General features: G+C 71.8%; 14 protein-coding genes. 2 read left to right on the top strand and 12 right to left on the bottom strand.

The genetic code is table 11. The features are described from left to right. Positions 1 to 301: 301 nt before the first annotated feature. Entirely contained in the window at positions 302 to 1,789 is a 1,488-nt protein-coding gene (locus CIK71_RS08415) for a gluconokinase (protein ID WP_096164741.1), read from the top strand. Positions 1,790 to 1,848: 59 nt separating this feature from the next. On the opposite strand, the gene CIK71_RS08420 is transcribed toward CIK71_RS08415, so the two are convergent. Continuing rightward, entirely contained in the window at positions 1,849 to 3,372 is a 1,524-nt protein-coding gene (locus CIK71_RS08420) for an MFS transporter (RefSeq protein WP_096164742.1), read from the bottom strand. 542 nt (positions 3,373 to 3,914) lie between these two features. On the opposite strand from CIK71_RS08420, the gene CIK71_RS08425 reads away from it, so the two are divergent. After that, positions 3,915 to 4,820, top strand: coding sequence for a DUF559 domain-containing protein (locus CIK71_RS08425; RefSeq protein WP_245857401.1), 906 nt, complete (start codon positions 3,915 to 3,917; stop codon positions 4,818 to 4,820). A gap of 406 nt (positions 4,821 to 5,226) precedes the next feature. Here the strand turns inward: CIK71_RS08425 and CIK71_RS08430 are convergent, their stop codons facing one another. The 11 genes from CIK71_RS08430 to larE form a co-directional block, all read right to left on the bottom strand. Beyond that, complete coding sequence (locus CIK71_RS08430; RefSeq protein ID WP_096164745.1) at positions 5,227 to 6,498, bottom strand: mannitol dehydrogenase family protein; 1,272 nt, start codon at positions 6,496 to 6,498, stop codon at positions 5,227 to 5,229. Continuing rightward, the gene (uxaC, locus tag CIK71_RS08435; protein WP_096164747.1) at positions 6,495 to 7,934 is read right to left on the bottom strand and encodes a glucuronate isomerase; all 1,440 of its coding nucleotides are present in this window, start codon (positions 7,932 to 7,934) and stop codon (positions 6,495 to 6,497) included. Before uxaC ends, CIK71_RS08430 begins: the two co-directional genes overlap by 4 nt. 207 nt (positions 7,935 to 8,141) lie before the next feature. After that, positions 8,142 to 9,143, bottom strand: coding sequence for a LacI family DNA-binding transcriptional regulator (locus CIK71_RS08440; RefSeq protein ID WP_096164748.1), 1,002 nt, complete (start codon positions 9,141 to 9,143; stop codon positions 8,142 to 8,144). A 267-nt stretch (positions 9,144 to 9,410) separates the two neighbouring features. Then, entirely contained in the window at positions 9,411 to 10,766 is a 1,356-nt protein-coding gene (locus CIK71_RS17700) for a hypothetical protein (RefSeq protein WP_096164750.1), read from the bottom strand. Next, positions 10,763 to 11,611, bottom strand: a complete 849-nt coding sequence (locus CIK71_RS08450; RefSeq protein ID WP_096164751.1) for a cytochrome c biogenesis CcdA family protein — start codon at positions 11,609 to 11,611, stop codon at positions 10,763 to 10,765. The genes CIK71_RS17700 and CIK71_RS08450 overlap by 4 nt, the downstream gene beginning before the upstream one ends. 1 nt (position 11,612) lies before the next feature. Beyond that, complete coding sequence (locus CIK71_RS08455) at positions 11,613 to 12,395, bottom strand: DsbA family protein (RefSeq protein ID WP_096164753.1); 783 nt, start codon at positions 12,393 to 12,395, stop codon at positions 11,613 to 11,615. 85 nt (positions 12,396 to 12,480) lie between these two features. Next, positions 12,481 to 12,801 (bottom strand): DMT family transporter, encoded by a 321-nt coding sequence (locus CIK71_RS08460; RefSeq protein ID WP_096164754.1) that lies wholly within the window; start codon positions 12,799 to 12,801, stop codon positions 12,481 to 12,483. Next, complete coding sequence (locus tag CIK71_RS08465; RefSeq protein ID WP_096164756.1) at positions 12,798 to 13,253, bottom strand: DMT family transporter; 456 nt, start codon at positions 13,251 to 13,253, stop codon at positions 12,798 to 12,800. The genes CIK71_RS08460 and CIK71_RS08465 overlap by 4 nt, the downstream gene beginning before the upstream one ends. Continuing rightward, complete coding sequence (locus CIK71_RS08470) at positions 13,250 to 13,978, bottom strand: TetR/AcrR family transcriptional regulator (RefSeq protein ID WP_245857403.1); 729 nt, start codon at positions 13,976 to 13,978, stop codon at positions 13,250 to 13,252. The genes CIK71_RS08465 and CIK71_RS08470 overlap by 4 nt, the downstream gene beginning before the upstream one ends. Positions 13,979 to 14,202: 224 nt before the next feature. Further along, positions 14,203 to 14,955 carry a nickel pincer cofactor biosynthesis protein LarB gene (gene larB, locus CIK71_RS08475; protein ID WP_096164757.1) on the bottom strand — a complete coding sequence of 251 codons (753 nt, stop codon included), beginning with the start codon at positions 14,953 to 14,955 and terminating at the stop codon, positions 14,203 to 14,205. Next, positions 14,948 to 15,802 carry an ATP-dependent sacrificial sulfur transferase LarE gene (gene larE / locus CIK71_RS08480; RefSeq protein WP_096164898.1) on the bottom strand — a complete coding sequence of 285 codons (855 nt, stop codon included), beginning with the start codon at positions 15,800 to 15,802 and terminating at the stop codon, positions 14,948 to 14,950. Before larE ends, larB begins: the two co-directional genes overlap by 8 nt. Positions 15,803 to 15,907 lie beyond the last annotated feature (105 nt).

Below are 15,907 nucleotides of genomic sequence, written 5' to 3' on the forward strand. Positions count from 1 at the left end.
CGTCCGTGCCGTCTGACGCGTCGACAGGAAGCCGCTGCTGCGACGCGTCAGACGGCACGGAGGCTCCGCTCGGGCCGGCCTGCACCATGCACCCAGCACCCAGCACCCAGCACCGAATACCGTGCGTGACGAGCGTGAGAGTCACCGGACACGCACCGGAGTGGACGCGTCGTGCCGGTGGCAACCCGTGGCGCAGTCCGGACGGTGGGACGGACCGCTCGTATGCTGGTCCGACGCCACGCGCTCACGCATCGGTGCCCGAGGGAGCGCAGGCAACACATCCGATCCGCAGGAGACAGCCATGCCTCGCTTCAACATTTCCGCCGACGACGCCCACGGCCCGCTGGTCGTCGGGATCGACATCGGCTCCGGCGGCACGCGCGCCGCGGTGTACGACGTCAGCGGCCGCGAGGTCGGCAAGCTCACGCACAAGGAGCCGCACGAGTTCACCGTCGGCGCCGACGGCACCAGCACGATCGATGCCGACGTCGTCGTGCGCGAGATCCGCGACTCCCTCGCGGCGGTCCTCGGGGGCGACCTGCCGGGCACCGTGCGCGCGATCGGCTTCGACACCTTCGCCTCCTCGTTGATCGCGGTCGACGCCTCCGGCAATGCGCTGACCCCCTGCATCACCTACGCGGACACCCGCTGCTCGGCGCAGGTCGACGTGCTCGCGCGATCGCTCGACGTCGATGACCTCCACGAGCGCACCGGTGCACGGATGCACTCCTCGTACACCGCGCCCCGGCTGGTCTGGCTGCGCCAGGCGCATCCGGACGTCTTCGCCCGCACCGAGCGCTTCATGGCGCTGGGCGAGTACGCGGCGCTGAAGCTGCTGGGCACGAGCGCGCTGGGCACCGCGTCCGCCGCCTGGTCGGGCATGATCGATCGCCGCACCGGGCAGTACGTCCCCGAGCTGCTCGAGGCCGTGGGCGTGGACCCCTCGGCAATGGGCACGGCGCTGGATCCGTCCGACGCCCTTCCCGTGGCCGGCACCCCCCTGGCCTCCGAGTTCCCGCAGCTGAAGGACGCCGTCTGGCTCCCGGTGATCGGGGACGGCCTGGCCGCGAACATGGGCATCGGCGCGCTCGGCAGCGGCACCTGGGGCATCTCGACCGCGACCTCCGGCGCGATCCGTCAGCTCCTGGACACCGAGATCGCCTCGCTCCCCAGCGGCCTGTGGGCCTATCGCGTGGACCAGCGACGCACTCTCGTGGGCTCCGCGATGAGCGACTGCGGCCGCGTGCTCGACTGGGCCCGCTTCCAGCTCGGCATCCCCGAGGACATCTCCGAGACGGACACCACGACCCTGTTCTCGGCACCGCCGTCGGCCGGGACCCCGCTGGTCATCCCGTTCTTCTCCGGTGAACGCGGCACCAAGTGGCGCGGTTCCTCGCGGGCCCTGTTCGCGAACGTCGGCGCCTCCACCACGGCCGAGGACATGCTGCGCGGCGCGATGGAGGGCGTGGCGCTGTCGTTCCTGCGCATCGCCGAGCAGATGCGCGAGGCCGGCGGGGAGCCCGAGCGGATCGTGCTCTCCGGCGGTATGACCGAGGCGATCCCTGCCTGGCTGCACCTGCTCTCCGACGCCATCGGTGCGCCGATCGACCACGTCGCGGTGTCCCGCTCGACCATGCGCGGCTCCGCCGTGATGGCCCTCGAGCAGGCCTCCCCCGACACGAAGGTCGCCGAGGTGCCGGTGCTGAACCGGGTCGAGCCGGTCGCCGAGCACACCGAGTACTACCGCGAGCGTCTCGAGCGCTTCGAGAAGCTCGCCGACCTCGCCTAACGACGCGCCGCAGCCGACCGCTGCGGTGGGGCAGTTATCCGCGGGACGCGGGCCGCGCCCTACCCCCTGCGCTCGTCGGCCGTGCGCTCGTCGGCCGTGCGCTCGTCGGCCGTGCTCTCGTCCGCGTCCTCCTCGTCGTCCTGCTGCGTGAGGGGTCGGGCGATCGCCTCGAGCCCCTTGCCCTCGGCGGCGACGCCGAGGAAGACGGCCACGATGCCTGCGGCCACCATCAGGCTCGCACCGATCCCGAAGGCGATCGCGGTGTCGATCGGTTCGCCGGTCTCCACCATCTTCGAGAACAGCAGCGGGCCGCTGATGCCGCCGGCCGCGGTGCCGATCGCGTAGAAGAAGGCGATGGCCAGTGCGCGGGTCTCCATCGGGAACACCTCGGAGACGGTGAGATAGGCCGAGCTGGCGCCCGCGGAGGCGAAGAACAGGGCAACGCACCAGCAGGCGGTGAGCGTCACTGCGGTGAGCATCCCCGCGTTGAACATCCACGCGGTGGCCAGCAGGAGTGCACCCGAGAGCAGATAGGTGCTCGCGATCATCTGGCGCCGGCCCCAGGTGTCGAAGAGCCGCGACAGCAGCAGCGCGCCCAGGAAGTTCCCGGCCGCGATCACCGCGTAGTAGTAGCCGGTGCTGCCGGAGGGGACGTCGTAGAAGGTCGAGAGGATCGTCGCGTAGCCGAAGGTGATCGAGTTGTACAGGAACGCCTGGCCGATGAACAGGGAGAAGCCGAGCACGGAGCGCTTCGGGTACGTGCGGAACATCGTCGAGGCGATCTCGCCGAAGCCGATCGAGTGCCGCTGACGGATCTTCATGGAGCCGCTCGGCTCCGGGAACTCCCGGTCGGTGGCGGCGCGTACCTCGCCCTCGATGCCGGAGACGAGACGCTCAGCTTCTTCCTCGCGCCCGTGGATCACCAGCCATCGTGGACTCTCCGGCACCGTGCGGCGCACCAGCAGGATCGCCAGGCCCAGCACGAGGCCCAGGGCGAAGGTGAGGCGCCAACCGATGTCGATGGGGAAGATCGAGGTGTCCAGGGCGACGATGGAGAGCATCGAACCGCCCACCGCGCCGAGCCAGAACGAGCCGTTGATGATGATGTCCACCCGGCCGCGATGGCTGGCGGGGATCAGCTCGTCGACGGCGGAGTTGATCGCCGCGTACTCGCCGCCGATGCCGGCACCGGTGAGGAAGCGCAGGATGAAGAACATCCAGGCCTCCGTGGCCAGGCCCGTTCCGGCGGTCGCCGCGAGGTAGAGGATCAGGGTGACCATGAACAGCTTCTTGCGGCCCAGGCGGTCGGTCAGATAGCCGAAGAAGAGGGCACCCAGACAGGCGCCCAGCACGTACATCGCGGCGCCGGTGCCGGAGGCCTGGGCATCGGTGATGTCGATACCGCTGCCGGACTCGGACAGCCGGGTGGTCACATTGCCGACGATCGTGACCTCGAGGCCGTCGAGGATCCAGACGGTCCCGAGCCCGATGAGGATCTTCCAGTGCCATCGCGACCAGGGCAGGCGGTCCAAGCGTGCCGGTATGTCTGTCGTGACGGTCTTCAGCTCGGTGCGCGCCATCATGCCCTCCTCCTCGACCGCGGGCCATCGCCCGCCGACTGCGCCCCGGCGCGTGCCCCGCTCCGGTGGCCGTGCCGCGAGGTTATGCCCGACGGCGGGGCCGGACCAGCACGGCAGCCGTCCGCCCCACCGTGCGAATGACCAGGCCCGGAGCAATGCCGCCGATCAGAGCGGTGATCGGGAGCATTCACAGCGCGCTGACCGAGCGGTCGCGGTGAGCGGCGCTGTGGAGCCCGCAAGCACGCCCTCTCGCTGGCCCGCACGCAGTGCACACTGGCTCTGCTCCTGCCCAAAATCGCTACTCCCCGGTTATGAGCATCTGGCTTCCACCCATGGAACCAGCGCGCACATAACTCACCGGTAGCCCTGCGGGCACGGGCACGGGTACGGATAGGGGCATGGGCACGGGCACGGGGGCACCACGTTGCGAATGCACGAGCACCACGTGGCATGCACGGAGCACAGGCCCCTCCACAGGGGCTCATCATCCACAAGGCGGGCCTCCGAGCTTGCTGCTCTCGCGGCGCTCCCTAGCATCCAAGGTCATGACACCCCGCTGGTCCCCCAACCCTCGCAGTCTGTACAGCCGCGCCGAGCTCTTGGCCTGGGGCGTCCATCCGCGGCGGCTCGCCTCACGTGAGTTCCATGAAGCTGTTCCCGGCTTCTTCACCCCGTCAGCCGCCCCGGCCTCTCTCGAGCTTGCGGCGAGAACCCTGCAGCAGAAGGCCGTCCCCGGTGCGGTGATCAGTCACGCCTCCGCAGCGGAGATGCTCGGACTGCCCCTTCCCCGGCACCTGGAATACGCCACGTCTCGAACTGTGCACTGCTCGGTCCCCACCGTCCGCAGGCGCCGCTCGGGCCACGGAGCGATCATGCATACGACCGCGGACGATCATCCGGCCTCACGCATACGGGGCGTGCGTCTGAGCGCGCCGGTGACCATGCTCCGCGAGCTCGCCGGGATGCTCGACCATACGCAGCTCGTCGCTTGCTGCGATCATCTCGTCGGCCCTGCGTCTCGCGTGAGGCCACGACTCTCACTCGCCGACCTCCGGCAGCTGGTGCACGAGGCCACGGCGGGCTATCGAATCAACGACGTGCGAGCTGCGGTGAGGGATTCCCGAGAGAGGGTCGAGTCGCCCAAGGAGACCGAGACACGGCTGCTCCTCCGAGAGGCTGGCTTCGCGGAGCCGGTCGTGAACCTGACCGTCCGTGCACCGGGCACTGGTGAGACCTTCCGGCTGGACCTCTCCTATCCCGAACAGAGGCTGGCGATCGAGTACGACGGATTCTGGCACAGCACCGACAGAAGACGTCACCGCCGTGATCGACGTAAGGACGACGTGCTGCACGAGCTGTCGTGGAACGTCGTGCGGCTCGCGGACGCCGATCTGGAGAGCCCCGGGATGTTCTTGGGCCGAATCGCGCACCTCGGTGCTCCGAGAACCTGACGCCGGGAAGCCCCCAGGGACCGGCCCGCGCCCGCGCTACCAATCAGTGCTGGCACGAGTCGCTGGCGGGCTACCTCCCAGTTCCGGACGCCAGACACCGCCGGGCTACCCCGCAGTGGCGGGCGCCACTCAGTGCCGGGGACCGGTCACCGCCGGGCTACCACGCAGTGCCGGGGACCAGTCACTGCCGGGCTGCCTGCATGCGCCGGGCTACTCACCAGTTATGTGCACCTCTCTGCCATGGTTGGAAGAGAGGTGCACATAACTGCTGGGTAGGCCTGGGTAGGCCCAGAGCAGCCCCGTGATGGACGGGGCGAAGGGTCGTTGCCCCGCACTGGCTTCGTGGCTGGTCACCGCCGGAGTCACGGAGTCACGGACGGGGCCACCGCCGGAGCCCCCGCCGGAGTCACGGCCGGGGCAGGCGGAGCTCCTCGGCGACGACGGCTGCGACCAGGGGGTCTCCGGCGGGCACGTCGAGCAGGGCCAGCAGAGCGGTGACCCGCTCGGTCGGGTCCTCGATCGCGGCGGCGGTCGCGATCTCGTCGGCCCTGGGGTCCTTGACCTCGGCGCCGGCGCGCACGCGGTCGGTGACCCAGGCGGTCCAGGCGGCGACGGCGGCGACCTCTCCGGGGGCCTTCTCCGGGCCGCCGAGCTCGGCGATCACCGGCAGGGCGCGCACGGGGAGCTTCACGGAGCCGTCGGCCGCGATGCGGATCAGGTTGTCAGCGAGGCGCGGGTTGCGGAACCGTGCCTCGAGCGCGTCCGTGTAGGCGTCGAGGTCGGCGGCGGGCAGGTCGAGCGTGGCCCGGGCCTCGGACCACAGCTGCTCGACCAGGGCACGCACCTCGCGGTGGCCGATCGCCTCGTCGACCCGCTCGACGCCGGCGACCTGGCCGGCATAGGCCATGAGGGTGTGGGCCCCGTTGAGCAGGCGCAGCTTGCGCAGCTCGTGGATCTCGAGATCGTCGGTGAACTGCACGCCGGCCTTCTCCCACTCGGGGCGGCGGCCGCGGAAGCTGTCCTCCACGACCCACTCGGTGAAGGGCTCGGTGACGACCGGGACCGTGTCGGCGAGGCCCGTGCGCTCCTGCACGAGATCGGCTGCACCCTCGTCGGCCGACGGCGTGATCCGGTCGACCATCGAGGAGACCACGTCGACATGGTCCTCGAACCAGGCGCGGGTGTCCTCGTCCGCCGCGGCGAGCACGGCCTCGCGCAGCACCTCTCCGTTGCCGGTGAGGTTGTCGCAGGAGACCAGGGCGATGGGCTCGGTGACCCCGGCCTCGCGGCGGGCCTTCAGGCCCAGCGCCAGGCGAGCCGGGGCGGAGGTCGCGGGGTCGTTGCCGGCCGCGTAGCCCTTCTCCGTGATGGTCAGGGTGACCACGGCGGTGAAGGGGTCGGCGACCAGACGCACCAGGGCGTCGACGTCGTCGGCCGGGAACACCTCGTCGATCACGTCGACGATGCTGACCTCGTCGTCCTCGGCGCCGCGCACGATCAGGCCGTACTGGCCGCTCTGCGCGTTCAGCGCGTCGGCCATCGCGGCGGTGCGACCGGTGAAGGCGCTCACCGACCAGCTGCCGGCGCGCTGCGTGGCGACCAGGGTGTGGGCGCGGGCGAAGTTGCCGATGCCGAGGTGGACCAGGCGGCCCTCGTCGGAGGGGCTGGGAGCGCTCATGAGTTCTTCTCTCCTGCGGCGCCGAGGCGGAAGACCTCGCGCGGCTGCTGATCGGGCAGGGTGGCGACGAGCTCCAGGGCATCCTCGTGCCGCATCCGGTGCTCGGCGACCAGTCCCGCGAGGTGCGTCGCGTCGAGGCGACGGGACATGTCGTGGCGGGCGGGGATCGAGCAGAACGCCCGGGTGTCGTCGATGAATCCGCTGGTGCGGCTGTAGCCGATGGTCTCGGACACGGCGCGGCGGTACCGCAGGATCGCATCGGGCGCATCGATGAACCACCACGGGGCACCGGCGTACACCGAGGGGTACACGCCGGCCAGGGGGGCGATCTCGCGGGAGAACACGGTCTCGTCGATCGTGAACAGCACGGTGCGGAAGTTCGGGTCGTGGCCGACGTCGTTGAGCATGGGCGCCACGTGGTGGACGAAGTCCACGGCGACGGGGATGTCGAAGCCGACGTCGGGCCCGAACTTCTGGAACATCTTCTCGCTGTGGTTGCGGTACACGGCGGGGTGGAGCGTCATGACCAGGCCGTCCTCGGCGGCCAGGCGGGCCTGGTCGCCGAGCAGGTGACGGCGCAAGGCGACGGCGTCGGCCTCACCGATCGTGCCGCCGCGGGCCTGCGAGTAGAGCCGACGGGCGTCCTCGAGAGGGAGGCGCGCGGTGCCCGGATCCATGTGGGCGTGATCCGAGGAGACGGCGCCGTGATCGCGGAAGTAGAGGCGGCGGGCGCGCATCGCCTCGTGGTAACCGTCATAGGTGCTGACGTCGACCCCGGCGGCCTCGCCCAGGGCGTCGCTGAGGCCAGGGAAGTCCGAGCGCCCGGCCTCGAGGTACTTGTCCGGACGGAAGGTGGGGATGACCCGGCCGGTGAAGGCGGCGTCGGCCGCGAGGGCGTCGTGCGGGGCCAGGTCGTCGGTCGGGTCGTCGGTGGTGGCCATGACCTGGATCTTGAACTGGTCGAAGAGCGCACGCGGCCGGAACTCGGGCCGGGTGAGCTTATCGGCGAGCTCGTCGTACATCGCGTCGGCCGTGCGGGGGTTCAGCACCGTGGTCAGGCCGAAGACCTCGGAGAACTCGTGCTCCATCCAGTAGCGCGAGGGCGTGCCGGCGAAGGCGTGCCAGTGCTCGGCGAGCAGGCCCCAGGCCTTGCGGGAGTCCTGCTCGTCCAGCGGGCCGCGGCCCACGCCGAGGTCGGCGAGGTCGACGCCGCGGGCGTGCAGCAGGCGGTTCACGTAATGGTCGGGCGTGATGAACAGCGAGGTGGGGTCGCGGAACGGCTCGTCGTCGAGCAGCAGGCGGGGATCGACGTGGCCGTGCGGCGAGACGATCGGCTGATCCTTCATCTCGGCATAGAGTCCACGCGCGATGTCCCGCACGGCGGGGTCGGAGGGCAGGAGGCGATCAGGGTGCGGCACATAGGCGTCGTTGCTCATGCCCCCATGATGGCGCGAGGGGGCGCGGGCCGCCGCCCTGTTGTCACTGGTTGCCGACAGAATCGACTCGCGAGCGGCTGATCCGGCAGGTCAGAGGCCCCGCGTCAGAGCGTGCCTCTCAGAGCGTCCGCGTCAGAGCGTGCCTCTCAGAGCCTCCGCGTCAGTGGCTCCGCATCAGGGCCTCCGCGTCGGAGGCGTGGCGCGTGCTCAGCTCTTCCTGCGCGGCCCGGTGGTGCCGCGCGGCACCAGCCGCACCGGGAGGGAGCCCTCGACCGGGGTGCGATGGGCCGACGGGTTCTCGATGCGGCGCACCAGGCGCTCCACGGCGGCGCGGCCCTGGGCACGCTTCGGGGTCACCACGGTGGTCAGGCCCGAGCCGATGAACCGAGACAGCGGGATGTCGTCGTGCCCCATGACGGAGAGCTCGGAGGGCACCCGCACGCCGGCGCGCAGGGCGGAGACCAGGAAACCGAACGCGACCAGGTCGTTGTAGCAGACCACGGCGTGGGGCAGGGAATCGCGCAGCTCCTCGAAGGCCTGCTCACCGCCGGCGGTGGTGGGGGCGAAGGGTCCGTGGCGCTGGATCGCGAGGCCGTGGATGCGGGCCGCAGCGCGCGCGGCGCGCCAGCGTTCCCCGTCGGACCACGAGTTCACGGGACCGGCGACATAGGTGACGGTCTGGATGCCGTTCTCGGCGAGATGCGCCATGGCCTGCTGCATCCCGTGCTCGTAATCGGGGGTCACCGAATCCAGACCGGCCACGCGCCGGTTCAGGACCACCAGCGGGATCCGCTTGGTGAGGTGGTTCAGGGTTGCGTCCGACAGCCGAGTCCCCGACAGCACGAGGCCGTCCACGACGTGGATCGCGCTCTCGAGGCTCGAGCGCTCGCGCACCTCGTCCTCGACGGTGTCCAGCAGCAGAAGCAGGAAGGCCTGCTCCTGTGCGGATTCCTGCATGCCGGAGACGAGCTCGGCGAAGTAGGGGTTCGTGAGGTCGGCGATCTCGATGCCCAGGCGGTGATGGCGCTCGCCGCGCTCCTGGGAATCCGGGGCGGCGGTGCGATACCCGAGCTCCTTCGCGGCTGCCATCACCTTCGCGTGGGTGGAGGCGCTGACGCGGCCCGGGCGGGAGAAGGCACGGGACACGGTCGACGGGGCCACCCCTGCCGTCTTCGCGACGTCATAGATGGTCACGCGCTTGTCCGCCACCTGGCCGGCTCCCTCCTCGCCTGCTCGGCGATGCCTGTCGGATGAGGGGCTCCGCCCGCATCGGTCAGGGGCCGACGCGGCCTTCGCACCCGCTGTGTGCGCGATGATCCTACCCCGGGGTCACAGGCAACCAGCGGCAACTCCACGGGGGTGCGGTGGGGGTGCGCAGCGTGCGAGCACGAGACGCGAGGCGCCGGGCCAAAAGCGCGATGCGAGATCCGCGAGGCATGAGCACGGGCACGGGCACGGGCACGGGCACGAACACGGTCAGCCGCGCATGCCGTACTCCTCGTCGAGCCGCGTCGTCACGAGATACCGGGTGTCCTCGACGTGCACGGAGGTCGCGGCGTCCTCGGTGAAGAGCTCGGGCACGGCGAGCAGTCCGGTGAGGTCGGCGTCGTAGGGCTGGACCATCTCTCCCTTCGAGGTGTCCAGCACGACCAGCGTGCCCTCCTCGGGACGCTGCGCATAGGCGAGCCGCTCCCCCGCAGTGAGGAACACGAGCTCCTCGGGATCCTCGTGCCGCCAGGCCTCGGTGCCGTCCCCCTCGAGACCGCGGACCAGTCGCCCGGAGGCCACGACCGTGACGTCCAGGCCGTGGTCGTAGGCCGCGGCGGAGACGTCCTCGGCGAGGAGGCGACCCTCGGCGAGGTCCACGAGGACTCCGGAGTGCGCACCGTCGACGAGCACCGCCCGCTGCCTGGAATCGTCGACCGGCCCGGCGACCCGCACGGTCGAGGCGTCCACCCCCTCGGGGAGATCGAGCCGCCAGCGATCGGAGCCGTCGGTTCCGTCCGCCCCGTCCGCCCCGTCCGCTCCGTCGGCCCCGTCGGCCCCGTCCCCACTGTCATGCGCCACCAGCTCGGCTCCTTCGGTATGGAGCACGAGGCCGCTGTGCTCGGCGAGGAGGCGGCCCTCGTCGAGCGCGTCGTCCGTCAGGAGCACCTCCCCCGTACCGGCGGACAACGCGATGCGCGCACCGTCGTCGCTCTCCGGGGCCGCGGAGAAGATCAGGCCCGGGGCGACCAGCGGTCCCGGCACCGCCACCGGGCCCCAGAGCGTCTCGGCGGTGCGCAGGTCGTAGCCGGTCGCGGTCGTCATCGGGTCCGCGCCCCCATCGGCCGCCCGGTCCGTGAGGACGGCGACGGCCCGACCGTCGGCATCCCGGGACAGGGCGAAGCCGGTGCAGCTGAGCGGCCGCTGCGCGGACCACAGGGCGGTGCCGTCCTGGTCGAGCGCGGTGAAGCGGAGCCGATCCCCGCCGTCAGCGCCGCCAACGCCGTTCGCGCCGTCCTCGCCGTCAGCGCCGCCTGCATCGTCCCCGCCCTCTTCGTAGCCGAGGAAGATCCCGTCCAGCACCTGGGGCATCGCCGTCCACCCGGGGTCCACCACGATCATCACGCCCATCTCGAGCGGGAGGCGCACCGTGGTGGGGTCGACGGGGTCCGCGAACTCCCCGATGAGGGTCGGCTCCGGATCCACGGCGATGTCCGGGCGGCCGTCGGACTCCGTGCCCGCGCCGGAGCCCGGCAGGTCCTCCGGAGGGGCCGGGGCGTTCGGGTCGCACGAGCCGAGAGCGACCGCACCCAGCGGAAGGGCCAGGAGGAGGCCGCGGCGCCTCATCGTCGGCCCCCTGCCTGCGTGCGGCGACGGCGGTCGGCCCGCCACCACAGCACCAGGGCGAGGGCACCGAGCGCGAGGATCACGATGATCTGAAGGCCCGTGCCGGACAGCGCCGCAGTGCTCTCCTGCCACCGGGCCAGGACGGCCGTCGGGATCAGAGAGGGCATAGTGACCAGTCCGTTCGTCGCCCAGAACAGGATCCCGACGGCGATGATCACCGCGCCGGTGAGAACGGTGGTGGTGTGCAGGGTGCGGCCCAGCACGGTGAACGATCGACCTCGCAGCACCCGACGGGCTCGGGGGCCCACACGCTCCCAGAGCGCCGCGAGCACCATCAGGGGCACGACCATGCCCGCGCCGTAGACGGCCAGCAGCACGGCCGCCAGGGGGATGCTCCCCTGCCCCATGGCCAGCGTGAGCACGGCTCCGAGGATCGGTCCGGCACAGAATCCGGCCACTCCGCCGACGGCGCCCAGCAGGAAGGTGCGCGGCAGGCCGGCGCCGCGCAGGGACGCCTGCTGCGCGCGGTCCGCTCCCGGCAGGATCCGCGCGAGGTCGATGCCGAACCCGAGCGCATGCATCGCGCCGAGCACGATCAGCACCAGCGACGTCGCGGCGATGAGCGCCGAGCGGTGCGCGACGAACAGGGTGCCCAGTGCTCCGGCGCCGACGCCGAGCGGGACGAGCGTCAGCACGAGCCCCAGGTAGAACACCGCTCCGTGCAGGAGGAGCCCGGCGCGCGTGGTCACCGTCGAGGCGAAGAACCCGGGCAGCAGGAGGGCTCCGCACGGGCTGAGCAGGGCGAGGGCCCCGCCGAGGAATGCCGAGAGCAGACCGATCTCCATGTCAGGCGTCCGCCTCCTCGAGGGCCTCGTCGATCTGGTCGGTGAACACCTCGGTGGGCTGCGCGCCGACGCTCGGAGTGCCTCCGATGACGAACGACGGGGTCGTCATGGCGCCCAGCTCGATGCCGCGGGCGGCGTTGTCGAGGATGGTGCTCCCGACCTGCTCGGACTGCATGTCCTCCGTGAACTGCACTGGATCCAGTCCCAGGTCGTCGGCGAGCTCGATCAGCGCCTCGTCGCTGAGCTGCGAGGACGATCGGATCTCGCCCCCGTCGAAGAGCGCCTGCTGATAGTCGGCGTGCCGTCCCTGCATGGCCGCGGCGAGGGCCGCGCGGGCGGCGCGCACGGAGTCCTCGCCGTAGACGTTCACGTCGCGCCATTCGATGCGCAGCTCTCCGCGCTCGACGTAGTCCTGCAGGGCGGGCAGGGTGTCGTGCGTCCAGCGGGCGCAGTAGGGGCACTGGTAGTCGGTGAAGACGACCAGCACGACGGGTGCGTCGACCGGTCCGTCGGCGAGGAGGTCCTCGGGGTCCCGTGATTCCGCGTCGCTGAGGTCCGGCACGGCGACCTCGGAGGGAGGCGGAAGGTCCGAGACGTCGACGGAGGATCCGGCCGTGCTGACGGAGTCGCCGTCGCCCTGGTCGCCGCCCGGCCGAAGCCAGAGGACGGCTGCGATGAGCAGCGTGACGACCAGGATGATCACGGCGGGGACCAGGAACCGGCGGCGCGGGGGAAGCTGCCGACCCGTGCCGGGTTCGGATTCGGACGAGTTCGCTCCGGTCATGTCGCCTCCGCTCCTGCTCGCCGGGCCCCCACGAGCGAGGGGTCCGGTCCCCCGCCACTGTGCCAGACCCGCAGGACTGCCGCCCTCAGCCGGCCCCGCCGAGCTCGACGAGCAGCACCCCGGCGACGATCAGTCCCATTCCGGCCATCATCACCGGCGTGAGGGCCTCCCGGAACAGCAGTCGGGAGAGCAGGGCGGTCAGCACGATCCCGGCCGCGGCCCAGACCCCATACGCCACACCGAGCGGCATGCCCGCCTGCAGCGACCCGGACAGCAGAGCGAAGGCGATGGCGTATCCGACGATGACCAGGGCGTACCAGGATCGTCGGCCGCCCGCGGCGACCCTCAGCGCGAGCGTCGAGACCACTTCGCTCACCACCGCGCCGCTCAGCAGCAGCCAGCTCATGCGTCCTCCCTCCGTCGCGCGGGCGCCGCTGCGCCGAGGGCACCCGGGGCGTGGGGAGCGTCGGCGGCATCGGAGCCGCCGGAGCCGCCGGAGCCGTCGGAGCCGTCGGAGCGAGCATCGACGGTTCCGCGGGCGCGGTGGGAGCCGATCTCGACCACCGCCACACCGGCCGCGATCAGCACGATGCCGCTGGCCTTCGGCACGGTGAACGCCTCGCCGAACAGCAGTGCGGAGAGGATGGCCGTGAGCACCACGCCGCACGCGGCCCAGATGCCGTAGGCGACTCCCAGACCCATCCCCCGGCGCAGCACCAGCGCGAGGAAGCCGAAGGAGAGCGCGTAGCCGGCGACGACCACCACGTAGAGCGCGGAATGGTCGAGGGCGCCGCGCAGCGAGAGGGTCGCGGTGACCTCGCTGAGAATCGCGCCGATCAGCAGGAGCCAGGCGCTCATATGTCGCCTCCCAGCAGGTCCACGGCGATCTTCCGCAGCGTGCCGGCCTCCTCGGCGGAGGTCTCGAGCAGGCCGCTGGCACGGTCGAACCAGAGGCCGTCGGCCAGGAGGCGCACGGCGAGCAGGCGCCTCCGGAGGCCGACGGACGTTCCCGCGGGAACGTCGAGCCAGCGATCCACCTGCTCCTGCCAGCGCTGGGTGAGCGCGACCCGCAGCTTCGGATCCGCGAAGATCACGAGGTCGGCGGAGCTCAGCGAGGCCCGGCCGGCCCACTCGAGGTAGGCCAGGAAGCGCTGCGGCGCGGTCGCCTCGGCGAAGACGGCGTCGTGGGTGCCGGCCTCAGCACCGGCCTGGGCGTCGACAGGACGTCCCTCCTCGGGGGCACCGTCCGACGGGCTTCGGTCGATGGAGCCGAGCACGGCCCCCGCCGGAGGGGGCCCAGCGGGCGCCCTCTCCACCAGCGTCGACACCGCCTCCGCCATCTCCTGCTCGTAGCGGGCGGCGAGGCGGTCGAGGATGGCTGTGAGCAGCTGCTCCTTCGTCGCGAAGTGGTACATCAGCCCGGGCTTGGTGACGCCGGCCGCGCGGGCGGCGGAGTCCAGGCTCAGCGTGCCGTCGGCCCCGAGATGCGCCTCGGCGGCGTCGAGCATCGCGTCGCGGGCGGAGGGTCGGTGCGCGGGGCGGACCGACGTCGCGGAGGCCATCGGGTCGGACGGAGGAGGCATGCTTGTTACTTTACCTGTTGGCTAGGTGAGCGGCGCACGCTGCGGAGACGATCTGCACACCCTCATCGACGACCTGGGAGCAGGGCCGGTCAGGGACCTCGATCTTCTCGACTCCGCCGCCCATCGGCCGGCAACGACCCTGTGGGGGCGCGAGGCCTGCCCATCCATAGATCTGCAGGCCGCCGTGGCCCTCTCCCGCTGGCGCCGACCCGGCCTCCGCAGCGCTATTCCCCCGCGGCGGGGGCCCAGCGGGCGATCTGGGCGGCGAGGTGACCGGCGCCGTAGCCGTTGTCGATGTTGACCACGCCGATGCCGGGGGCGCAGGCCGAGAGCATGGTGAGCGCCGCGGTGACGCCGCCGTGCGCGACGCCGTAGCCCACCGACGTGGGCAGGGCGACCACGGGCGCGCTGATCTGGCCGGCGACCACGGTGGGCAGTGCGCCGTCCATGCCGGCGGCGACCACCACGCAGGCCGCCTCGCGCAGCTCGGGGAGGCGGGTGAGCAGGCGGTGCAGACCGGCGATGCCGATGTCGGCGATGAGCCTCGTGGGCCGGCCCAGGTAGCGGGCGGTCAGCTCGGCCTCGCGGGCCACGGGCAGGTCGCTGGTCCCGGCGCAGGCCACGATGACCAGGCCTCCCGTCGGCTCCGGGGCCTCGGCGGGCCAGGCGAGCAGGCGGGCGTCCGCGTCGTGGAAGGCACCCGGCAGGGCGGCGAGGACCGCCTCGGCGCGGGCCGGGTCGGCACGCGTGAACAGCACCGGCCCGAGGTCCTCCCGCCCGGCCGCGGCCAGCCGGGCGTACTCCTCGGCGATCGAGGCCACCTGGTCCACGCTCTTGGCGTCGCACAGCACGGCCTCGGGGGCGCCGCGCCGACGGGTCCGGTCCAGGTCGAGCTCGAGGACGCCCTCGATCTGCCCGTCGGCCGCTCCACCGTCCGGAACAGGGCGCCCGTCCGGTCCCGGAGCGCTCTCAGCCACGGCTGCTGGCGTTGAGGATCTGCAGGGAGAACAGGCCCGAGCGGATGCCGTCGAGGTCGATGGTGACGTGCGAGAAGCCCGTCTCCTTGCCGGCGGCGACGAGGGCGGCGCGGATCTGCGGCTCCATGGCCCGTGCGAGCTCGTCGGTGGGCAGTTCGATGCGCCCCACCTCGCCGTGGTGGCGCACCCGGCAGTCGCTGAAGCCCTGCTCGTACACGGCGTCCTCGAGATCGTCGATCTGGCGCAGCTTCTCGGGGGTGACGCTCTGGCCGAAGGGGACCCGCGAGGCCAGGCACGGCGCGGCGGGCTTGTCGGCGACGGGCAGCGAGAGGGCCCGGGCGATGCTGCGCACCTGCTGCTTGGTGACGCCGACGGTCGACAGGGGCCGCAGCACCTGGTGGCGGGTGGCGGCGCCGGCGCCGGGACGGTCGTGCCGGGTGGCGTCGTCGGCGTTCTCCCCGTAGGCGACGGCGTCGAGCTGGTGGGCGCCGACGATGTCGTCCCCGATGCGGGTGAACAGCTCGTTCTTGCAGTGGAAGCAGCGCGTGCCGTCGTTCTTCTGGTACTCGGGGTTCTCGCCCTCGTGGGTGTGGACCTCGACCACGTCAGCGCCGATCACGGCGGCGACCTCGTGGGCGAGGCGGCGCTCCCGACGGGCGAGGGACGGGGAGACGCCCAGCAGCGCCACCACGTTCTCGGCGCCGAGCGCGCGCACGGCCAGGGCCAGGAGGGTCGCGGAGTCGACGCCGCCGGAGTAGGCGACGCCGAGGCGCTGGACGCCCTCGAGCTGCGCGGAGACCTCGTCGGCGAGCGCGAGCTCCTCTCCGCCGAGCGCCGCGACGGTCATCTCGGTGACCTCGAAGGAGGGGCGCCCGGGGGTGAACAGCGATGCGGTCCGCGTGGAGGGGTCGGCAGCCGGTGCGGAGCCCGGGGCCGACGGGGTGGTCGCAAG

The sequence above is a fragment of the Brachybacterium alimentarium genome (assembly GCF_002332425.1).
Lineage (GTDB): Bacteria > Actinomycetota > Actinomycetes > Actinomycetales > Dermabacteraceae > Brachybacterium > Brachybacterium alimentarium.